15 protein-coding genes and 1 other RNA gene are annotated in these 21969 nt (G+C 66.4%); 12 read left to right on the forward strand and 4 right to left on the reverse strand.

All coding sequences use genetic code 11. From position 1 onward, the window contains the following. The first annotated feature begins 1 nt into the window (after position 1). On the forward strand, positions 2-2437 hold the full coding sequence (locus tag AOP78_RS10480; RefSeq protein ID WP_083980032.1) for a beta-glucosidase: 2436 nt from the start codon (positions 2-4) through the stop codon (positions 2435-2437). A gap of 74 nt (positions 2438-2511) precedes the next feature. Further along, a complete protein-coding gene (locus AOP78_RS10485) occupies positions 2512-5247 on the forward strand; it encodes a beta-glucosidase (protein WP_062204123.1) in 2736 nt (911 codons plus the stop codon). Between the two features lie 327 nt (positions 5248-5574). On the opposite strand, the gene AOP78_RS10490 is transcribed toward AOP78_RS10485, so the two are convergent. Next, positions 5575-8214: an MMPL family transporter gene (locus AOP78_RS10490; protein ID WP_236685367.1), complete on the reverse strand. Its 2640-nt coding sequence runs from the start codon at positions 8212-8214 to the stop codon at positions 5575-5577. A gap of 187 nt (positions 8215-8401) precedes the next feature. Between AOP78_RS10490 and AOP78_RS10495 the strand changes: the two genes are divergently transcribed. The 10 genes from AOP78_RS10495 to AOP78_RS15055 all read left to right on the forward strand — a co-directional run bounded on the left by AOP78_RS10495 (position 8402) and on the right by AOP78_RS15055 (position 18064). After that, positions 8402-8986 (forward strand): TetR/AcrR family transcriptional regulator, encoded by a 585-nt coding sequence (locus tag AOP78_RS10495; RefSeq protein WP_062204125.1) that lies wholly within the window; start codon positions 8402-8404, stop codon positions 8984-8986. Positions 8987-9060: 74 nt separating this feature from the next. Next, positions 9061-9828, forward strand: coding sequence for a nucleoside phosphorylase (locus AOP78_RS10500; RefSeq protein WP_062204128.1), 768 nt, complete (start codon positions 9061-9063; stop codon positions 9826-9828). A gap of 116 nt (positions 9829-9944) precedes the next feature. After that, positions 9945-10310: a transfer-messenger RNA gene (gene ssrA / locus AOP78_RS10505) on the forward strand. A gap of 244 nt (positions 10311-10554) precedes the next feature. Further along, complete coding sequence (locus AOP78_RS10510; RefSeq protein ID WP_160297623.1) at positions 10555-11613, forward strand: tyrosine-type recombinase/integrase; 1059 nt, start codon at positions 10555-10557, stop codon at positions 11611-11613. A gap of 489 nt (positions 11614-12102) precedes the next feature. Beyond that, positions 12103-12387, forward strand: a complete 285-nt coding sequence (locus AOP78_RS10520) for an excisionase family DNA-binding protein (protein ID WP_083980070.1) — start codon at positions 12103-12105, stop codon at positions 12385-12387. Between the two features lie 406 nt (positions 12388-12793). Further along, positions 12794-14242, forward strand: coding sequence for an AICE element replication initiation protein (locus AOP78_RS10525; protein WP_152659509.1), 1449 nt, complete (start codon positions 12794-12796; stop codon positions 14240-14242). 136 nt (positions 14243-14378) lie between these two features. Next, entirely contained in the window at positions 14379-15092 is a 714-nt protein-coding gene (locus tag AOP78_RS10530) for a hypothetical protein (protein ID WP_062204140.1), read from the forward strand. Positions 15093-15204: 112 nt separating this feature from the next. Continuing rightward, the gene (locus tag AOP78_RS10535) at positions 15205-16368 is read left to right on the forward strand and encodes a hypothetical protein (protein ID WP_152659510.1); all 1164 of its coding nucleotides are present in this window, start codon (positions 15205-15207) and stop codon (positions 16366-16368) included. A 179-nt stretch (positions 16369-16547) separates the two neighbouring features. After that, positions 16548-17102, forward strand: a complete 555-nt coding sequence (locus AOP78_RS14780) for a nucleotidyl transferase AbiEii/AbiGii toxin family protein (protein WP_236685369.1) — start codon at positions 16548-16550, stop codon at positions 17100-17102. Continuing rightward, positions 17102-18064 (forward strand): hypothetical protein, encoded by a 963-nt coding sequence (locus AOP78_RS15055; RefSeq protein ID WP_152659512.1) that lies wholly within the window; start codon positions 17102-17104, stop codon positions 18062-18064. Before AOP78_RS14780 ends, AOP78_RS15055 begins: the two co-directional genes overlap by 1 nt. A 16-nt stretch (positions 18065-18080) precedes the next feature. Here the strand turns inward: AOP78_RS15055 and AOP78_RS14785 are convergent, their stop codons facing one another. The 3 genes from AOP78_RS14785 to AOP78_RS10545 all read right to left on the reverse strand — a co-directional run bounded on the left by AOP78_RS14785 (position 18081) and on the right by AOP78_RS10545 (position 21963). Continuing rightward, positions 18081-18668 carry a histidine phosphatase family protein gene (locus AOP78_RS14785; RefSeq protein ID WP_083980035.1) on the reverse strand — a complete coding sequence of 196 codons (588 nt, stop codon included), beginning with the start codon at positions 18666-18668 and terminating at the stop codon, positions 18081-18083. Positions 18669-18809: 141 nt separating this feature from the next. After that, positions 18810-20846, reverse strand: coding sequence for a DNA/RNA helicase domain-containing protein (locus AOP78_RS10540; RefSeq protein ID WP_083980036.1), 2037 nt, complete (start codon positions 20844-20846; stop codon positions 18810-18812). 25 nt (positions 20847-20871) lie between these two features. Then, complete coding sequence (locus tag AOP78_RS10545) at positions 20872-21963, reverse strand: hypothetical protein (RefSeq protein ID WP_160297625.1); 1092 nt, start codon at positions 21961-21963, stop codon at positions 20872-20874. Between the last annotated feature and the right edge of the window lie 6 nt (positions 21964-21969).

The raw sequence follows: 21969 nt of genomic DNA on the forward strand, positions 1-21969 counted from the left end.
CATGGACAACGTCGACCAGCGCTCTTCCGTGCGCGCCGAGCTCACCCTCGCGGAGAAGGCCTCCCTCATGTCGGGCGCCAACTTCTGGAACACGAAGCCCGTCGAGCGCCTCGGGGTCCCGGGCGTCATGCTCACCGACGGTCCTCACGGCCTCCGCAAGCAGGGGGGCGCCGCCGACCACCTCGGCCTCAACGCGAGCATTCCCGCCACGTGCTTCCCCCCGGCGGCCACGCTCGCCAACACCTGGGACATCGAGCTCCTCGAGCGCGTGGGCGACGCGCTCGGAGCCGAGTCTGCGGCCGAGGGCGTGAGCGTCCTGCTCGGACCCGGCCTCAACATCAAGCGCAACCCGCTCGGCGGCCGCAGCTTCGAGTACTTCTCCGAGGACCCGCTGCTGTCGGGGACCCTCGCAGGCGCGCTCGCGCGCGGCATCCAGTCGCGTGGGGTCAGCGCGTGCCTCAAGCACTTCGCGGTCAACAGCCAGGAGACCCACCGCATGAGCATCGACGAGATCGTCGACGACCGCGCGCTCCACGAGCTGTACCTCGAGGGCTTCCGCATCGCGCTCGACCAGAGCGGTGCGTGGGCGGTCATGAGCTCGTACAACAAGGTCAACGGCATCTACGCGAACGAGCACGCGGGACTTCTCGACGAGGTCCTGCGCGGACGGTTCGGCTTCGACGGCCTGCTCGTCACCGACTGGGGCGGCAGCAACGACCGCGTCGCGGGCCTGGTCGCCGGCAACGCGCTCGAGATGCCGTCGACCGATGGCGTGACCGACGCGGAGATCGTCGCGGCGGTCGAGTCGGGCGAGCTCGACGAGTCCGTCCTGGACTCGCGCGTCGACGAGGTCCTCACCCTGATCGGACGCACCGCGTCCGCCCGAGAGGAGTCCGGCCCGGCCGACCTCGAGGCGCACCACGCTCTCGCGGTCGAGGCCGCGCGCCGTTCGATCGTCCTGCTGCGCAACGAGGCTGGAGCCGCCGGAGCCCCTGCGCTTCCCCTCGATGCGGCCGTGGCCGGCAAGGTCGCCGTCATCGGCGACTTCGCCGCGAACCCTCGCTACCAGGGCGCGGGCAGCTCGCTCGTCAACCCCACGCGGATCGACAGCGCGCTCGACGCGCTGCGCGCCACCGACCTCGACGTCATCGGCTACGAGCCGGGCTTCAGCCGCATGGACGGCCCGTCGAAGCGTCGCCGCCGCCGCGCGGTCGCCCTCGCGCGACAGGCGGACATCACGTTGCTGTTCCTGGGGCTCGACGAGTCGGCCGAGGCCGAGGCCGTCGACCGGGGTCACATGCGCCTCGCGGAGAACCAGATCGCGCTCGTGCGCGAGCTCACCCGGTCGGGCGCCCGCATCGTCGTCGTGCTCGCGGGCGGCGCCCCCGTCGAGCTGCCCTTCGCCTCCTCCGTCGACGCGATCGTGCACGGCTACCTGGGTGGCCAGGGGGGCGGTCGGGCGATCGCCGAGGTGCTCACCGGCGTCGTCAACCCGTCGGGTCGCCTCGCCGAGACGTACCCGCTGACCTACGCCGACGTCGCATCGTCCGGAACCTTCGGTCGCACCCAGGCGACCTCCGAGCACCGCGAGAGCATCTACCTCGGCTACCGCCACGCCGACAAGGTCGGCGCGGAGGTCCGCTACGCCTTCGGTCATGGGCTGTCGTACACGACCTTCGCGTACGCGGACCTCGAGGCGGGGCGTTCGTCGGCCCGCGTCACCGTGACCAATACCGGCGAGCGAGCCGGCATCGAGACCGTGCAGATCTACACCGAGGCGCCCGACGCCGCCGTCGGCCAGTTCCGCGCCCCGCGCGAGCTCGCGGGCTTCGCCAAGGCGGCCCTCGAGCCCGGCGAGTCCACGACTGTCGAGATCGCCTACCGCGAGCACGCCTTCGACGTGTTCGACGCCGAGGCGGGGGACTGGGTCACGGTCGGCGGCGACTACCGCGTGCTCGCCGGCGCATCGTCCCGCGACCTCCGGGCCGAAGCGGCGCTCACCGTGGAAGGCGCCCCGATGCCCGACGCATCGTCCCTGCCTCACTACGCGAGCGGCGCCGTCCACGACGTCCCCGACGACGAGTACGTGGCCCTGCTGGGCCGCACGCTCCCGCTGAGCGCCTGGGACCCGTCCAAGGAGCTCACCAGGGACGACATCATCGCCCAGTGCCAGGGTCGCGGTGGGTTCGCGGGCTTCCTGCACTGGCTCATCGTCACCGCGGGCGACGCGCTCATGGCGCTGCGTAGGCCGCTCGCCGCGAACAACACCCGCTTCGCGCTCGACCTGCCGTTCAGGTCCGTGTCGCGACTCAGCGGAGGCGCCGCCGACGACGACATGGTCGACGGCCTCCTGCTCATGGTCAACGGACGGTTCTGGCGGGGCTTCCTCCAGACCGGCAGGGCCTGGCGTGCCCTGCGCCGGAGCCGGCGCGCCTGAGACCCCACCACCTTCACCCGCGCGCTGCGCCGATGCAGTCGCGCCCGACACCACCCGAGAAAGCCGAGAGGAACATGGCTACCCGTAGAGAGATCAAGAAGGACGCGGTCGCGCGCGTCCAGGCGGACCGCGCAGCGAAGCGCGAGCGCACCGCCGAGCTGAAGGCGATGACCCCCGAGGACCGCAAGGCCGCCAAGGCCGCCGACAAGCAGGCCGCCGCGACCGCGAAGGCCGAGCGCAAGGCCGCCCGCGATGCCATGACCAGGGCCGAGCGTCGCGAGGACAAGCGCCGCGCGAAGGTCCACCGCAAGGTCTCGCACCGTCCCCGCCGCCTCGCCGGCTGGGGCGTCGGCGCCGTCGCGGGCGTCGGCATCGTCGTGCTCGCCGCGCCGTACGCCGGCGCGTTCGGGCGCATCGCCGGGCTCGAGTTCGCGGACGACACCCCCGAGGCCGTCGCGGCCCGCGAGGACGCGCTCGCGCTCACGGAGGACATCGCCGACGAGGGCATGGTCCTCATGCAGAACGACGATGACGTGCTCCCGCTCGCCGACGACGCCAAGGTGAACGTCTTCTCCTTCGCGTCCTTCAACCTGCTGCTCGGCGGCGGAGGCTCGGGCGGCACCGCGGTCGCTGGGGCCCCGACGCTGTACGAGGCGCTCGAGGGCCAGGGCATCTCCTACAACGAGGACCTCTACGCCACGATGGAGGACGCAGGCGCCGAGCACACCGAGGGCTCGAGCAACTTCCTCGTGCAGATCGCCGAGATGGCGACAGGCAAGGCCGGCAACACCGAGCCCGCCCCCGACTACCTGACCGATGAGGTCATGGCCCAGGCCGCCGACTACTCGGACACCGCCATCGTCGTGATCGGCGCCGCGGGAGGCGAGGGCTCCGACCTGTCCCAGGACGACCTGCAGCTGAGCGACGACCAGGTCGCGCTGCTCGACACCGTGACCGCGAGCCAGGACGACGTCATCCTCGTGGTCAACGCGGGCAACCAGATGGAGCTCGGCTTCGTCGAGGACTACCCGCAGATCAAGTCCGTCGTGTGGATGGGCATCCCCGGACCGCAGGGCGCCGTCTCGCTCGCCAAGATCATGTCCGGTGAGGTCAACCCGTCGGGCCGCCTCACGGACACGTACGCGTACGACGTCGCCTCGGCGCCGGGCGCCGAGAACCTCGGCAGCCACACGTACACGAACGTCGACCGTGCGTTCCTCGAGTACGAGGAGGGCATCTACGTCGGCTACCGCTACTACGAGACCAGGTACCTGGACGACGAGGCCGGCTACGACGCCGCCGTGCAGTTCCCCTTCGGGTACGGCCTGTCGTACACCGACTTCGCGTGGGACGCCTCCGAGCTCGTCCTCACCGACGACACGGTCTCCGTCGACGTCGAGGTGACCAACACCGGCGACGTCGCGGGCAAGGACGTGGTCCAGGCCTACTTCTCCGCCCCCTACACGCCGGGCGGCATCGAGAAGTCCGCGATCGAGCTCGCGGGCTACGCCAAGACCGGCATGCTCGAGCCGGGCGCGTCCGAGACCGTCACCATCTCGTGGGACATCCGCGACATGGCGTCCTGGGACTCCGAGGCGGGCAGCTACGTGCTCGACGCGGGAGACTACGAGATCTCGGTCGGCACCGACGTCCACACCCCGGTCGCGACGTTCGGTCACACCGTCGACGAGGCCGTGGTCTACACCGCTGACGCCGACACCGGCTACGAGTACGCGAGCCGGTTCGACTTCGCCGAGGGCGACGTCACCTACCTGTCGCGCGACGACTGGGAGGGCACCTACCCGACCGCCCCCGACGGCACCGAGACCGCCTCCGACGAGGTCCTCGCGCTGATGGACCCGGAGATCGTGCCCGCCGAGGGCGAGACGCCGACCTACGGCGCCGACAACGGTCTGGCGCTGTCTGACCTGGTCGGTCTCGCCATGGACGACCCGCAGTGGGACGCGTTCCTCGACCAGCTCACGCTCGACGAGACGATCGAGCTGTTCTCCTACGGTGCCTACAAGACGGCCGAGGTCGACCGCCTCGGCATCCCGTCGATCACGATGCTCGACAGCCCCGCGGGCCTGAACTCGCTGTTCGCGGACCTGGCCGCAGCGGCCTACCCGTCCGAGATCGTCATCGCGTCCACCTGGAATGACGAGCTGGCCTACAAGGTCGGCGAGTCGGTCGGCACCGAGGCCAACCTCTACGGCGTCGAGGTCTGGTACGCGCCCGGCATGAACCTCCACCGCACGGCGATGGGCGGGCGTGACTTCGAGTACTTCTCGGAGGACCCGCTGATCTCGGGCAAGATGGCCGCCGGCATGGTGAACGGCGCTCAGGACCAGGGCGTGCTGACCACCATCAAGCACTTCGTGCTGAACGACCAGGAGGTCAACGCGCGCTCCGGCATCAACGTGTTCGCCTCCGAGCAGGCGCTGCGCGAGCTCTACCTCGCGCCGTTCGAGATCGCGGTGAAGGAGTCGGCGCCGACCGGCGCGATGAGCTCCTTCATCAACATCGGCGGCAAGTGGGCCGGCGGCTCCTCTGAGCTGCTGCAGGACGTGCTGCGCGGCGAGTGGGGCTTCGACGGCTTCGTCTCGACCGACGCGGTGCTCGGCTCCTGGATGGACCCCGCCCAGGCGGCGCTGAACGGCAACGACGTGATGCTCGCGGTGCTCGCACCCAGCACCGTGTCGGCCACGGAGAAGGCCGTCGAGGCCGACCCTGTCGGAATCGGCAACGGGCTGCGCGACCGCGTCCACCAGCTGCTCTACACGGTGACGCTCACCGGCGCCGTCGAGTAGCGGCTGATCGCTCCAGCATCCGGCCTGTGGGCCTTCCCGGGAGGGGAGGGCCACAGGCCGTTGCTGCATCTCACCCCCTGCGCTGCGCACGGATTCTGAGTCGACACGCCTGCGTGTCGCGGGTCGAGGTCGGCGGGTCGCCGGAGTGTCGCGGAGGGATCCGTGCGTGGTGCTGGGTGGTGCGCGGGCCGGACGATGCGCGTGCCGATGGGGCATGGGGACGATGCGGGTGCCGACGGGGGCGGGATGGTGCGGTGCTCGCTGGACCCGGAGACGACGAAGGCCGCGACCCCCAGGGGCCGCGGCCTTCGCGTTAGGTGAATCGGATCAGGACTTGGCGTCCGCCTCGCCCTCGGCGCCCGCGGCATCGTCTGCCGATTCGGCGACCGCGGCATCGTCCGAGGACTCCGCCTCGGCGACCGGCGTGGCCTCCTCGTCGTGCGCGTGGGGCACAGGGTGGCTGCGCTCGAGCGCAGCGCCCTCCACGTCGACATTCGGCAGGATCTTGTCGAGCCACTTCGGCATCCACCAGGCCTTCTCGCCGGCCAGGTGCATGAGCGCCGGGACGATGAGCATGCGGACGACGAATGCGTCGGCGAGCACGCCGACCGCGAGGCCGAAGCCCATCGGGCGGATCATGCTGATGTGGCTGAAGATGAAGCCGCCGAAGACGGACATCATGATGATCGCGGCCGCGGTCACGACGGCACGTCCATGGCGGCGGCCCGCCACGACCGCGCGGCGCGCGTCCAGGCCGTGCACGTACGACTCGCGCATGCCCGAGGCGAGGAACAGCTGGTAGTCCATCGCGAGGCCGAACAGGATGCCGGTGAGGATGATCGGCAGGAAGTTCAGCACGGGGCCCGGGTCGTGGACGCCGAAGATGCTGGACAGCCAGCCCCACTGGTAGACCGCGGTGACCGCGCCGAAGGACGCGAACAGCGACAGCACGAAGCCGAGCGTCGCCATGAGCGGGACCAGGATCGAGCGGAACACCACGATGAGGATGATCAGCGACAGGCCCACGACCACCACGAGGTAGATCGGCAGCGCGTCGGAGAGCAGCTCCGAGATGTCGATGTTGCCGCTCGCCTCGCCCGCGACACCGAGCACGGTGCCGTCCTCGAGCGGGGACAGGTCGCGAAGCTCGTGGACCAGGTCCTCGGTGGACTGGCTCGACGGGCCCTCGGACGGGATCACCTGGAAGGCGATGAACGAGTTGTCGTCGGAGACCCCGGCGGGCGCGACCGCCGTGACGTCCTCGTTCTCCATGAGGGTCTCGGCGATCGCGACCTCGGTCGCGAGCACGTCGTCGTCGGAGACCGCCTCGGGCAGCTGCGCGGTGACGAGCAGGGTGCCGTTGAGGCCCTCGCCGAACTTGGCGTCGGTGATCGTGTACGCCTGGTACTGCGTCGAGGTGACGGGCTCCTGGGTGCCGTCGGGAAGGCCCAGCCGCATCGACAGCGCCGGGATCGCGACGAGGAGCAGCAGCACGGATGCCGCGACCGCGCTGAGCACGGCCTTCCAGGTCTTCATCGGCTCGACGGGCTTCTCGTGGTGCTCCTCGGCGCCGATGGTCGCGCGCGCCTTCTTGCCGAGCGCGCGCATGCCGATGAGGCCGAGCAGCGCGGGGGTGAGGGTGATCGCGACCGCGACGGCGATCAGCACGGAGAACGCGCCGACCGAGCCCATGACGCCCAGGAACGGGATGCCCGTGACGTTGAGGGCGAGCAGCGCGATGAGCACGGTCGTGCCGGCGAAGACGACGGCGTTGCCGGAGGTGCCGTTCGCGAGGCCCACCGACTCGTGGACCTCCATCCCGCGCTTCAGCTGGATGCGATGCCTGTTGACGATGAAGAGCGAGTAGTCGATGCCGACCGCGAGGCCGAGCATCACGCCGAGGATCGGCGTGACCGAGGACATGTCGACCACGTCGGAGAAGGCGAGAGCGGTTGCCACGCCGACGCCGACGCCGACCACCGAGGTGATGATGGGCATGAGCGCGGGCAGCAGCGCGCGCATCATGACGATGAGCACGACGAGGGCGAGCAGGACACCGGCGATCTCGCCGAAGCCGATGATGCCTTCGATGCTCGTGGCGATGTCGGCCGAGAAGTAGACGTTGACGCCGTCGGGCGTCGCCGCGGTGATGGAGTCGATGACCGAGTCCTTGTCCTCCTGCTGGAGGGTGAACGCCGTCTCGCTGAACTGGACGATGCCGAGAGCGGTCGTGTTGTCCTCGGAGACGGTGCGGATCTCGGAGGCGGCGGCCGCGAGGCGCTGGCCGAGGTCGAGCTGCTCGGACTGCTCGTCGAGCTGCTCCTGGCTCGCGTAGAGCTGCGCCTGCTGCGACTCGAGCTCCTCGAGGCCCGCGTCGATCTGGGCCTGGCTGTCGTCGATCTGCGCCTGCTGGGCGTCGATCTGCGCCTGCTGCTCGGCGAACTGCGCCTCCGCGTAGGCGTAGGTGCCGTCGGCCTTCGACGCCTCGATCGCCGCGTCGAGCTGGTCCTGGCCCGCATCGAGCTGCGCCTGGCCCTCGTCGAGCTGCGACTGGCTGTCCTCGAGCTGAGCTCGGGCGTCGTCGATCTGGGCCTGGCCGTCGTCGATCTGCGCCTGGGCGTCTGCGATCTGGGACGTGCCGTCGTCGAGCTGCTGGAGCTGGTCCTCGAGGTCCGCCTGCGTCGCGAACGGATCCACGACCGCACGGACGGAGTCCGTGTCGAGCGCGGCGCTCAGCGCGTCGGCGATCTCGGTCTTCTGCGCGTCGGTGAACTCGCTGTCGTCGGCCGTCTGGAAGACGACGCGCGCGCTGAGGCCGTCGAGCCCGTCGATCTCCTCGGAGAGTTGGTCGGTGACCTTCTCGGTCTCCGTGCCCGGGATCGTGAACGAGTCGGTGAGGGTGCCGGCGAAGGCGAGGAAGGCCCCGCCCGCGACGAGCAGCGTGACGATCCATGCGGTGATCACCACGAATGGGTGCCTCGAGGACGAATGTCCGAGGCGGTAGAGCAGATTGGCCACGTCAGAGCCTTTCCAGGGTTCGGGGGTGGGGGGGACGGCGACGATGCCTACGCTCACTTTAACGCCGATCGCAATGTTTCCCAACAAATGTTGGATATCTCTCGCGCTTCGCGAAGAGAACTGGCACCATGCACGTATGGATGCCCGCGTCGAACGCACTCGAGCCCGCCTGCAGGCGGCGCTGCTCGAGCTCGCGCGCGAGCGGCCCGCGTCCGAGGTGAGCGTCAGCGACATCGCTGAGCGCGCGGGGATCAACCGCAGCACCTTCTACCAGCATTACGCGGACAAGGACACGCTGCTCGCCGACGCCCTCGACGCGGCGGCGGCGAAGGCGGGTGCGCAGCTCGTGCACGTCGATCTCGACCCGGACGTCCCTCCGGCGCTGCTCGTCGACTTCCTCGCGCACATCGCCGAGAACGCCGACATCTATCGCCAGGCGCTCGCAGGCAGCCCGAGCGGAGCGGTCATCGTCCGGCTGCGGTCGTGGGTGACGGAGATGGTGCGTGAGAGCGCGGCGGCCGGCGAGGACTCGGTCGAGGGCGTGCCGGTCGAGGTGCTGTCCGCGGGCTTCGCGGGCACGATCCTCGGCGTCATCACCGCATGGCTCGAGCGCGAGCCGCTCGCCGACCCCGACATCGCCGCCGCGTGGGCGTGGGCGGCGCTGTTCAGCCCGGGCCGCGCGCTCGCGACCCGTCACGTCGCGGAAACACCCGAGGGCTAGCATCGTGCCCACGCAGGCCCTCCGCTAGAGGCGGGCCCCGCCTCTCGGGTCCTGCGCCGGAAGGTCCCCCGACCATGTCAGACATCGTCGACAAGTCCGCCGTCGGACTCGATGCCCGCCAGTACCACATCGACATCGCGCCGGGGGAGGTGGGGACGGTCGCGCTGCTGCCGGGCGATCCCTTCCGCGTTCCCTTCGTCGCGGAGTTCCTCACCGACGTGAAGGACGTCGCGCACAAGCGCGAGCACCGCACCATGACCGGCTACTACAAGGGTCGGCTGATCACGGCGACCTCCACGGGCATGGGCTGTCCCTCGACCGCGATCGCGGTCGAGGAGCTCGCGCGCGTGGGCGTCACGTCATTCATCCGCGTCGGCTCCTCCGCGGCCCTGCAAGAGGGCATCGAGCCCGGCGACCTGCTCGTGTCCGAAGGCTCGCTGCGCAACGACGGCACGACGGCCGCCTACGTGCACCCCGGCTACCCCGCGATCCCCGACCTCGCGATCGCGCAGTCGCTCAAGCAGACCGCGGCCACCGTCATGGCGGGCAGCGCGCGCACGGTGTTCTCGGGGATCAACGCCACCGACGACGCGTTCTACGCCGAGGGCCCCGAGTGGATCGCCGAGCTGAGCCGCATGGGGATCCTCAACGTCGAGATGGAGAGCTCCGCAATGTACGTGGTCGCGCGGCTGCGCGGCCTGCGAGCGGGGATGATCTGCGCCTGCTCGTCCAACCTCGTGACCGGCGACAGCGTCTACGGCGACAAGAACGCGCGGCTCAAGGAGGGGTGGATGGCCTCGATCGAGGCAGCGCTCGAGACGGCCGTCGCTCTCGAGCTGTAGGCGACCCTGGGGACCAGGGGCGGTCCGCATCGTCCCTGGCCCTCGCCGTCTGCCCAGCGCGAAAGGCCCTACCGAGGTGTCGGCGCGACCCCGTACAATGGAGCCACAACTCCACAGGGGATGATCGGTTTCGACGTGTGTTTACTTCCTAGGGGAAGCGGGTCGAGAATGCAGAGTTATCTCGTTAACGCCCTCTGCAAACCATAGGTGCCGATTCCAAGCGCACCGACTTCGCCCTCGCTGCCTAAGCGAGCCTCGAAGTCCGTCAGACCAGGCTAGATCCCGACCTGGACCCTGGCGTCATCTAGGGAACTGGCTCCACCTCCTCGTCGTCGGGGGGTGGGGGACTTCTAGACGACTGGGCCTATCTCACTTGCTCGCCTGATGCGGGTGAGGGGCCGAGAAACAGTTCTCAGGCTGCACCCGGAGAAGACCTGGGTTTGGACATGCGGACGCGGGTTCGATTCCCGCCATCTCCACTTTGCACCCCCTGGTGGCCTCGGCTACCAGGGGGTTTTGCTGTCTACCAGCCCTTTTGGGTTCGATCCGATATTGCAGTAGAACGCACATGACAGCAGAACTTGGCAGAAAAACTGTCATGCCACTGTCATCGACCCTAGGGTGAGAACCATGGGTGACGACAGCAAGCGCAAACTACCACGCGGCATCGACCTGCTCCCGAACGGCTGGTACCGCGCGCGAGTCACCGTCCGAGGCAAGACCTCCATGGTCGGCTCCTTCGCCACCATCGGCGACGCCCAGGCCGCTCTGTCCATCGCCCGGTCCGAGATTGCCCGCGGGATCTACGTGCCGCCCACCGAGCTCAGGGCGCAGCGTGCCGAGAGAGACATGCTCGAGCGCATCGCCGAGACCACCGTCGCCCAATGGTCCGACGACTGGCTCGCACGCCTCGAGAGCATGGATCGCACCCCGGCCACTCTCGGCTCGTACCGCTCGACCCTCAAGGCCCACATCCTGCCCGCGCTCGGCAGCAAGCGCCTCATCGACGTCACGCCAGCGGACATCGACGCGATGCTCGACAAACTCGTGATGATGCCCGGCGCCTGGACCAACGCCGCGAGGGTCACCCGCTCGATGTTCCTCGCCGCCGTCGCAGCCGGTGCCGGAGGCCTCGCTGTCTCGCCGATGCGAACCGCCATCGCCTCCACCCGCAAGCGCGCCAAGCGGCCCCTCGCCCGCACCGAGGTCGCCACCGCCGAACAGGTCGCCGAACTCACTACGGCCATGCCCGAGCACCTCGCCATCGCCGTGCCGCTGGCCGCATGGTGCGCGCTGCGCCAAGGGGAGGTGCTCGGACTTCAGCGCGGAGACTTCGCCCACCTCGAAGAAGCTTCGATGGCAACCGTCCACGTCTCCCGCCAGTGGAACCAGAAGGCAGCGCCGCCGACCTACACCCCACCCAAAGCCGGATCCGACCGCATCATCGCCATTCCACCGGTACTCGTGCCGCTCCTCCTCGACCACCTCGACACGTACACCGGCGCCGACGATGACGCCCCGCTCATGCCCCGCCGCGGGCGCAGCAAGCTCCCGATCTCCCAAACCACCCTCGACAACGCATGGCGCGCAGCGCGAGCCGAGATCCTCCCCGGCTTCCGCTTCCACTCGCTACGGCACACCGGCCTCACCGCGTTCGCCCAAGCCGGTGCCACCATCGCCGAGATCCAAGCCCGAGGCGGTCACTCGAGCGTTGAGGTCGCCCTCCGATACCAGCACGCCACACTTGCGCGAGATCGGACACTTGCGGCAAAACTGGGCATATGACTGCACAGAATGCCGCGCGTGAGATTCCTGCCGATGCTCCGACGGTCTACGTCTGGTGTGAGCACCACTCTGCAGGAGATGCCGACGAGGTGTCACCTCGTCTAGTCGGAGTCCTGTACCGGACTCCCGATCTCGGAGCCGGTCTACCGCGGTGGTACTCGGCGTCCGGGCTCGAGGGGCTTGCCGAGGTTGCATCCTACGAGGACCGTCTGCTCGGGGCGATGGCGGAGACGGGCGAGTTCGACTTGGAGCGCGCGGCGACGGCAATGAATAGATCCGGACGTCAGCCGCCTGCGCAGTTCCGGGTGAGCTTCAGTTGTGGTGACTGCGGCTTCTCGGCCACGCGGAGACTTGACACGCTGATGCCCCAGCTCGACGCCTGCGTCGATGTGCATTTGTCCCGCTTGCCACTGCATGTCCTATGACATACCTTGAATAGCAACCCGGCCGGAACTGGGCACTACTCAAAAAGTGCCTGGAGGTATGCCCATGGGGCTCCCGACCGAATACGACCCTGATCAGACGTTCTCGCTGACCACGGCGGGTGAGTTGCTCGGTTGCTCGACTGACACCGTGCGCAGGATGATCGCCCGCGGCGATCTCAAGGCTGTCCGCGTCGGCAAGCGGCTGATCCGCATTCGCCGCCGTGACCTTGACCGTGCTCTGAGACCAGTAACGCGAGTCGATCTCGTCTCTGCCCGCAGCCTTGAACCGGACGCGGACTGTGGCGTCCGGCGCTACGGTTCGGCGCAGTCTGGGAGTCGGTCGGCTTGACGACGAACGGAAGCCGCCCCGGTGGTGACGGAGCGGCTTCGGTGAACCGGCTGAGGGACGGTTCGCGGATCACCCTACGCTCGGGCGACACGCCGAGGTGCGACACGCCGGGAGATTCCTCCGGCGCACGGATGTCTGCCGCGCTTGGTGCTCGCAAGGCCGCGTCGCGGCGCCGATCCTCCCGGCAGCTCACGGCACTCATCCGCGACCTGTATCCGCGTGATCGCCGTCCGTTGGCGTGTGGGATGTCTGAAAATGCGCGTGTTCAGTATCTGCGCCAGCTCGCCGATGCGGGTGATCCGGGGGTGGCGGCACAGTGTGGCTATGGCTTCGCGGTGCCAGCACCGTGGCAGCCGTGGGAGGTCGAACGGCGGTTTGGGGAGCGCCTTGAGGGTGGTGGCTCAGCGTGAGAGAACACCACGGTGACGGCCATTCCGGGATGTCGGTCTCGGCGCGTCTGGTACATCTGGCGCTCGAGCAGTACACCCTCGGACGCACCCCTTCCCAGGAGCCCTATGCGGTGGCCAAGGGCTCGCACATCGCCAAGACTCTGCGTGGTCAGCGTGACGGCCTATCTGCGCCGCTCGCCGCCGCCTATGCCGACCGCTACGGGACTCCGCCAACTACCCAAGGGGTCACAGACGCAATCAGGGCGCTTGAAGGGCAAGCCCAAAGGGCCACCGCAGTCGAGACTCACCTGCGCGTCGCCGAATACGACGGCGTTACCTACGTCGACCTCGGAGACGAGGCCTGCCACGTGCTTGTGATCGACTCGCGAAGCTGGTCGGTCGTGACGGAAGGCGTGCCGATACGGTTCCGACGTACCAATCTGACGCGACCTTTGCCCCTGCCTGGACGCGATGGACCGGGCATAGCCGCGCTGTGGCGCCGCGTCGCCGTCTCCCCAGCCGACCGACCGCTTGTGCTCGCGTGGCTGCTCGCAGCTCTCATCGCCGCCGACATTCCGCACCCGATCCTCGCATTGGTTGCTGAACAAGGTTCCGGCAAGTCCACGGCCACGACCACGCTGATCGACCTGATCGACCCCTCGGCTGCGCCATTGCGCAAGCCCCCGCCCAATCCCGACGACTGGGTAACTGCTGCCTCCGCCTCGTGGTGCGTGGCTCTTGATAACCTCTCTGCGATCTCCACGTGGTTTAGCGACGCTCTATGCCGTGCGGTGACTGGCGAAGGTGACGTGCGCCGCACTAAGTACACCGATGCCGACGTAACCGTGTTTTCCTTTCGACGTTGCATCATTGCCAACGGAATCGACCTCGGATCGATTCGAGGCGACCTCGCGGATAGGCTCCTTGCCGTCGAGATCGAGCCCCTGGCGGAACGCCGTACCGAGGTCCAGCTCAAGCGAATGTGGGACACCGACATCAAGGCATCCGTGCTCGCCGACCTGCTCGACCTCGCTGTGAGGATCCGGTGCCGGCTCGAGACCGCGCCGACGGTGATTGACGTTCCCCGCTTGGCCGACTTCGCCACGATCGTCGCCGCTGTTGACGCCGAACTCGGCACGACCTCGCTCGAGCGATACAGGAGTGCACTCGACGCCGCGGCCCATGACTCCCTCGACTCGGACCCGTTCATCGCCGCTCTGGCAAGCTCGCACAGAGGGTTCGTTGGTGCCACCGCTAGTCAGATCGCGGACGAGGTCGTTCGCCCGCTTCATGTTCCCGCGCGCTTGTGGCCGTCTACGCCGCAAGCAGTTGGGGCTCGCCTCCATCGCGCGGCGCCGGCGCTACGCCGTGCAGGGTGGACTGCATTGGACTACCGCGACCCCCACCTCAAGGCGCGGTTGTGGACCCTATCCCCGCCAAGAGGCGGAACCGGGTCTGGCTCCTGATTGGCTCTGCAGTCCCCCCGCGGTCGGAAACAAGCGTCTTGCCATTTACAAATCCCTGATACGCCATAAGATCTAGCAGCACGGACGATCGGGCGGCAGGGGTAGCTGGAGCCGCTCCCGGCACAAGGGGAGACGCGTGAGGGGAAACTCCGCAGACATACACCGCAGGCTGAACGCCCTCGGCGAGATCATCGTCGACGACAACGTGCTGCACACAGCTCCTAGCAGATTCCACGAGCTGCTGCCCAGAGCGCTGCTCGTAGATTTCGCGTCAAATATCGCCAATGATGAGATGTCGTTGTCCGCGATCGCTTCGTCGGCTCAAACACACCCCAACAGCTTCCGGAAGACGACTCTTGCAAAGAGCGAGAACGGAACCAAGCTAGTGCTGCACCGGTGGCTCGCGCCTACCGCAACGGGCGTAGCCGATCTTCACAGCCACCGGTGGAACTTCGTTTCCTTGGTTCTCCAAGGCGAACTGACGGCACAGACCTTCCGGGCGGACGACGATGTCGACGGGCCGTATGTCGAGTACTCCTATGGATCAGCCTCAGACAGCGACCACTACCCGATGGTGAAGGTGGGGCAGTCAGCCCTAAGCAGCGTCGCGTCGACCACGTACCGTGCAGGCAGCTGCTACACGCAGATGTACGCGGATGTGCACCAAGCGGCACCGGGCGTCGACGGTGCGCTCACCCTCATCGTTCAAAGCCCCCCGCGTCAGGAACTCTGCCGAGTCTTCATGCCTTCGAAAGCTCAGCTCGAGGGAGAGCGACCCGTCGCGGCGCCGCTACAGAGCCTTGTCCGACAGGACATCGGCGAACTGATTGGGTTGCTCGGTGCCCTCTAGCGTAGGTGCTGCAGAATTCGTTGCTGTATTCGACGTACAGGTCGACCGCGATGCCTTTCTCTTGACGAGGGGGCCCCTGCCACTGCCGTCAGAGCAAGGCACGGCGGAGCAAATGATTACGAAGAAGGTCGCTCGGGCGCCGTATGTACGGCATCCGCAGCTGAGGAGCCTCCTGTGGGGTACAGACTCACAACATGTTCGGTGGCACTACCGGCAGAACGCGAAAGTCCGGGCTACGACACAGCGCGGCACAGCATTGCGCGCTGAGTTGTTCGCGTTTGAGGTTCTCTTGTTGGGAGCTGACCGCCGCGCGCTGGTCGCGGTCCATGGGACCGTCCCTGAAGCAAGCGAGGTCTCATTGGCTGCGCTCATCGAGCTTGCAGACATCGATCCGCGCCATGGATCGGTTACGCGCCAGACTTATCAAGAATTCATCGGCTCCCGTTTCCCGATCAATCCAGACCGGCGCCGCGCGCGCATGGCGTACCTCGTGCCCAACCCGTACGACACGTTCCAGATGTTCGACTACCAGCCCGACAAGTCGTCTGATCTTTGGCTGTGGTACTTGGGTACATGCCAGCTGCCTCAGAGGATCGGGCTACCGGCATCGATTGCCAGCGAAGTTTCTGCGAGTGATGTTGCTATCAATGAATCGTGGAGGTGTGCCGTGATGCGGGACGGAGTCGTCCACCTTGGACGCGCGGCGCCTGACGGGACGATGCCATCACCGGATGAGGTAGAGCGGCGGTACGTCCGCTTCCGTTCCCTCGAACTCGACATGATTCTGCTTGCCGAGATGCAAAATCTCGTGGCCAGCCAGCTTGAAGAGAGGATCGCTGACCTCTACCTCGACGGTAAGGATGGGAGAGACTTCGTCGTCGGGGCGTCCGAAGTGGTGCGCCGTTTCCACGAGATGTACTGGGGTGAACGGGCTCTCGAGCGGGGACCTGGCCAAGAAATCCTCCGCCGCAGCCGACTCATGCTCGAGCTTCCCGAACGTGCCGAATCGCTTGGCGCAGAGGTCGCTTCTCTGGAGAACGGCATACAGCGTCGGCTTGCCTCCCAAACGAATGCAGCCCTAGGAGTCATCGCTGTTGTGAGCCTGCCGGCCTCCATCGCCTTCGCAGTCTGGCAAGCGACAAGTCCGACGGATCTCAAGACAATTGGGTGGCCCGTGCTCGGCGCGTTCGTGGCGTCTGGAATTGCGCTTCTGATCCTGCCCGGCTTGAGGTCCATGTTGGGCGAGCTCCTTCCGGCGGCTTGGCGTCGGCGATGACACTCGACTCGCCCGTCGACCCGCCCACCCGCAGGGACCAGATACGCTTCGAATCCGTTCACCGACTCGCGCAGCTTCTTTGTTCGTCGGAACGGCCTCTCGGGAAGGTCGTGGGCAGCACGGCCGTCGGCCTACACGGTGTTCGGCCCTGCCGTGTGCCGGAGGACTTTGACGTGGCAATGGCTGCTCCTGTTGAAAGGGCGCTGGATGCGATCGATTCCGCAGCCGATTTCGCTGTAGTCACTGACCCCACGCCGATATACCTCCGATCGGGAGCAACACCCTCGAAGAAGGTCACCGTTGTCCGGGGAACCAGCGAGCCCCTCGACCGGCTCGAGGTTCAGCTCGTCGTTGACTGGCCCCACTCTGAATCAGCCCTTCTAGAGCTCCCTGGTTCCGGATCGGGTGTGCAGGTGGAGCCGCTTGAATGGGTGATAGCGAACAAGCTTCACGCGCTATTCAAGTGTCGAGACGCGCGCCGGGTCAGCTCGCGCTGCAGAGATCTCTTCGACCTTGAGCTGATCGGGCTCCCTGAGCAAGAGGTGCCTCGTTCAAGCGTCCGTCGCCATTTGAGGGAACTCGATACCTGCTGGAGGATCGCATCTGACCCCCCTGGAGAGTGGGAGGTCGCTTGGTCAAAGCTCGCCACTGCAACGCCGATCCAGCGTTCGCTCGACGAGGCCTGGTCTCGTAGCGCCGAGTACTTCCGAGCGCTCGGACTTGGATCCCGCTAATGCCTCAGCTGCTTCTCGCGGATCTCGTGGCCGAGGAAGAACCGATTGGTTGGCGAGGCGCTGCGCTTGTCGGGCTCGACTTCTCGCGAATCTCGCAGTCGCTCGGTTCGCCGATGCTGGCAGCGCAGGCGATATCTGCACTGATCGACCGCCACGCTGATAGCGCCGATCTAGCTGTCGCCCACAACGCAATGCTCCTGGCGGGGCCTCAAGCAGACCTGTCTGGCAGCACTAGCTTCGCCATGGACTGTGGAATTCCCAACGGCGCCATCGCTGTCGTTGTTCCAGCCGACAAGCCCAAGGCCTGCTCCGAAGGTTTCTGGGCCTGGACGGTGTTGGTTGCGGCACGCCTGCTACTGAGTCAAGAGCCGGGACCTGCAAGCAGTGATCAAGTGTTGGGGTCCGCGAGTCTTTCGGAATTGTTGACCGCTGCTGCGAAGACGCCGCCTGTTTCGTATTCTCGGTCGCGGCCACCGTTTCGAAACCGGCCAGCTTGGCCGGCAGCGCAACTCGATACCGAGGTCGTCTCCGTTGATTTCGTCGGGTACACATCTGCTCGGCAAATCGGCGACACTGCAGTTGGGCGCGACTTGTTGGGCGAGTTGAAATCTTCGATTCGAAAGGATGTCCGCCCAAATCCGGTCGACGTGCTCGGAGAGGTGTTTGAGACGCGAGTCGCGCAGCAGTCCGAGCTCGATGCAGTCATGGATCGACTCGCGCGAATCGCCGAAGAGCACAGTGGCACGGCGCTTCGCTTGGCTGCGGACGGCGGGTTCGGAAACGATGGGCCTACTGTGGTGCTGCCATCGTCGAACGCAACAGGTTTCCTAGGCGCCGCGCGGGCGTATCTCGATGTTGTCGGAATGCCCTTCGTGTCTGCTTCGGGCCGCCCTGTTTGTGACGCCACGTTGGCGGATCTTGAGGCCCGTTTGAGGTCTGCGAAACTGCGTTTCGACGGGTGAACTGTCCGGTATCGCCTCAGGACTGCGTATCGCGGCAGTCTCTGGGGCGTATCGTCGATCGTTTGTCGCCCGGACGCTCGAGCGTGATCTCGTGCAGGCTCCCCGCAAGTACTCGTGGAACAGTTTTCCCCATGTGCTCGAGCAATGCTGCAATGGCTTCGCCGTGTGTAACAACGAGCACCGCGTCGCAGTCAAGCTCTGCGAGATCGTCCAGGGCCGAGTACACGCGGCCGCGAAACACCGATGGATCCTCACGGCCAGCGACTTCAGCTTGCTCAGGGAAGAGAAGCTTTGCTTGCGAGACCGAGTACCCTTCGGCAACTCCGTAAGACCGTTCCGCGAGGCGCTCGTCAATCTGGGGTGCCGGTAGCTCCAGAACGCTACTCATTAGCTCCGCCGAGACAACAGCGCGACGTAGCGGGCTAGAGATGATCCGTTCCCAATTTGAGCCGCGAAGCGATTTGCCGAGCTCAAGGATCTGCGTCTTGCCTCGTTCCGAGAGTGGCCTATCGGCAGAGCCCTGAACCCGGCCCTCGGCGTTCCAGTCAGTCTCACCGTGACGGACGAGTCCGACACGCATCGTGCGGTGGCGAGGCTCGTTCATGGAGTCAGTATTGCGTGGGTGCTGCGGGGCGTCACCACAGACTTCCGCTAGGGCGTGTGCAAATATGCGCGCGTCGGGGCCCGCTGAGCCTACGGCGAGAGCACAAACTCGTCATCGCAGACTTGCAGCATTGAGCCCACGCTATTTCAGCGCAGGAAGCCACTTGGCCAGCTCTGCCTGGAGTTCCTCGTCGCATGCGTAGATAACGACGGAGCTGCGAGCGCGGGTCAGTAGTACGCGGTACTGGTTGACGATCGTATGGCGGGGGTCGTCGGTGCTGAGCCGGGCGAGGTCTTCGACAGCGATGGGGGCAAAGGGATCGCCCTCGCACGGATACTTTCTTAGCGCGGTAGCGAGGTCACGATTCGCGTGCTTCGTGGGAAACACATGCAGCCGTCCTTCTCGCATACCAAGGTCTTCGCCGATGATCACTGCGCATTCGTCGAAGTCAAACCCCTGTGCGCTGAAATAGGAGCCGACCTGATCGCGTCCCGCTTTTTGGACGGCCCAATGGTTCGAGTCCGGGCGGCCCTCTACGCCGACTTTGAGGTTCCAGGGGTAGGCGAAGTCATCTCCGATTCTAACGGTCCGCCTAACGTCGCTGAAAAGCCCTGCCTTCTTCTCCGCCTTGCTCTTGCCTTTCTCTCCTGCATCCCAGGCCCAGCAGAAGCCCGCGAGGACACGGCGATCGACTTCGCCCTTGTCCTCGAAGTGCTTTTCGGGGTTGAAGTATTTCTTTGCGAGGGCATCGAAGTCAGCGGCGGTTCGCGCGTGCTCAAGCGTGAATCCGTCGATGCTACTGGGGTTCAGGATTCTGCCTGCGAGAAAGGTGTCGACCCACGAGCTGAAGTCCGGGTTGCCACGCAACTGCTTCGTCAACACCAGAGGCTCGCCTAGCGTCGCCCTGCCCTCGAGCTTCGCGACGGTGCGCTTGACTTCCTCAACCGTCAAGTGGCTCTCTGGATCGACTCGTTGGCCGTCATCGAGGAACAGCACCGCGACCCGCGTGCGTTGGCAAAGGATGTGGAAGGCGGTCAGACCTTCGTCTCCCGTAGCGTTGTCCCGTGCCCATCCCGGCAGGTCGAACTTGTTTCCGGGCAACTGTGTAAGCCGGTGGGCCTCGTCAACGATCACCACATCGTGCTGGAGCGCCCGGTCAGGCCTCGGATCGGACAATGACCGTGTGGAAACTGCCAGTCCCTTGAGGTCTGCCTGTGCTTTGCCAGCCTTCGTGCGGCGATCGACATTCCGTTTCAGAGCCTCGACCGCGGCGTTCATTAGTGCCGGGGAGTGCGACCCGTAGGTGACGTTCAGCGGCTCGTGGCGGCGAAGCCCTAGCCAGTTGTTCCGATTGCGGGAAAGGGCCGCGAGAAGATGGAGTCCTACCCACGTCTTGCCCGTGCCTGGTCCCCCCGTGACCAGCACAATATGGCAGCTTCCTTCGGCAGTGTTCTCCAATGCTTGCTTCGCCTCGGCAGCCGCACGCGAGACCACATCTCGCTGCTCGTCCGTGAGCGCGAACCCTTTCCCTTCGCGAACGATCTGGTACACGGCGTCGTGCACGGCGGGGGCCTGGCGGTACGCGGCAGAGAGGAAGCCGTGTGCTAGCTGCTTGCCGGATTGGGGGCCCTTGCGGTCCTTCGTGTCGAAGTTCGCTTTCAAGAAGCCGAGCAGGCCTTCCTGCGAAGCGATCGTGTATTCCATTCGTTCGGTCTTCTGCTGCCCATGCTTGCCGGCCCTCGGATCGATCGCTGCTGCCACGTATGTGGCGGTGCTGCCGTTTCTGCTTTGGAGACCCTGCGCGGGGGCCCGGTAGCTGCGCAGCCAGATGGCGTGGCCCTGCGCGATCTCAAGCGCTGGTTGTTGCCAGAAGCCGCGGTTTGTGGACTCAAGTGCGATCACTGCGAAGCGGGGCCGACCACGCCGTGTGCCGCAGACGACAAGATCGATAGTGCCGCGACCCGCGACTGGCCTGTGCAGAACGAGCGCTCCCAGGTGCCTGAACTGTGCGCAGGCCCCGGTGTTGCTGAACGCTTTGGCGATGAGCTCGATCGCCCTCGACTGGCCACGGGCGTGCGCGGAGTCGCGACGGTGTCCTGCAGCGACATTTCCCCATCCGGCCAGCCCGGCTTGTGCGGCGACTTGATCCATGGTGAATGCCTGTGGCGTCAAACTCATTCTGCAGTTCCTTGGTCGATGATGGTCATCTCTTGAGGTCTCGGAGCCAGATGTAGGCCCCGAAGATGGCTAGCAGCCCGAGGGAGAGGCCAATGCCCCAGCACAACGCTGTGGGGCCCGGTTCGGGCAGCGCGATCTGCACGAAGCCGACAACGACGGACGGTATGGCGAGGATCCCGATCGCTCCTTCGAACCATCGCGTCCGAGCTGCTGCGCGCTCGTCTTCGGCCTTCTGCGCAACTTGAGCTACCCATCGCGCCATGGCTTCGATCTCGCTCTGGACTTCGTCGGCCAGCGCAGGGAGGTTCAAGCCATCTTGCAGTGAACGGAGGAACAACGTGTCGACGCGGCTGCCCTCGACGGTACGGAACCACCGCGACCGCCGGAAGTTTGCTTGTCTGCTGCCGAGAAGGTTGGTCGAGGCCTCCTGCAATGGCGCGGCACCACTTGGTTCTAAGTCGACGATGCCTAGGTGAATGTCGTTGATGGTCTCCGCCTGCAGCAATGCAAGTACTGCGAGGCGAGATCGCCGCTCAAGTCCATTGATGTCGGGCACGCTGGTCTTCACGAACCTTCGGTGGTCATCGACCGCAGGGTCCTCGCCCCCACCGCCGCCGAGAACGCCGGCAACCGCGAATGTTGCCTTGGAAAAGCTGTTGGCGCCATGAAGGAACCCGTTCTCGTCGAATTGCTCGCCCCCAACATGCCCTACTGCATGCATGATCTGCCTGGCTACGGTGGGCTGGAGGGCCACCTGGATCGCACGGTGTACCTGGTTCGAGCTGCTGGCTTCTTCCGCAGGGCGCAGCAGTGCCACGATTCGTTTGACTCCATCTGGCTCCGACCAGGGCCCGCACACGAACGCCCGGTCGAGTACGAGGCCTGAGCCTTTGAGGGCCTTCACGTCTGCGCCACCACCGCGCAAGGTCTCGCCCTCGGCGAGCAAGTCCCCGAGGGTCTTGCCAAACTCTCGATTGTGCCTCGAGCGCCGTTCGATGCTCTCAGCCGAGTCCCGTGCTTCGTCTGGCCGCGCCGGCACGGCGCTTGGCCCCTGTGCCGTCGGAATCACCAAAGCAATGCCTAGCAATTTCTCCGCGCAGTCGGCCTCTTCAATCACGAACTC

Origin of the sequence: Demequina salsinemoris, assembly GCF_000974805.1 — a bacterium.
Taxonomy (GTDB): domain Bacteria; phylum Actinomycetota; class Actinomycetes; order Actinomycetales; family Demequinaceae; genus Demequina; species Demequina salsinemoris.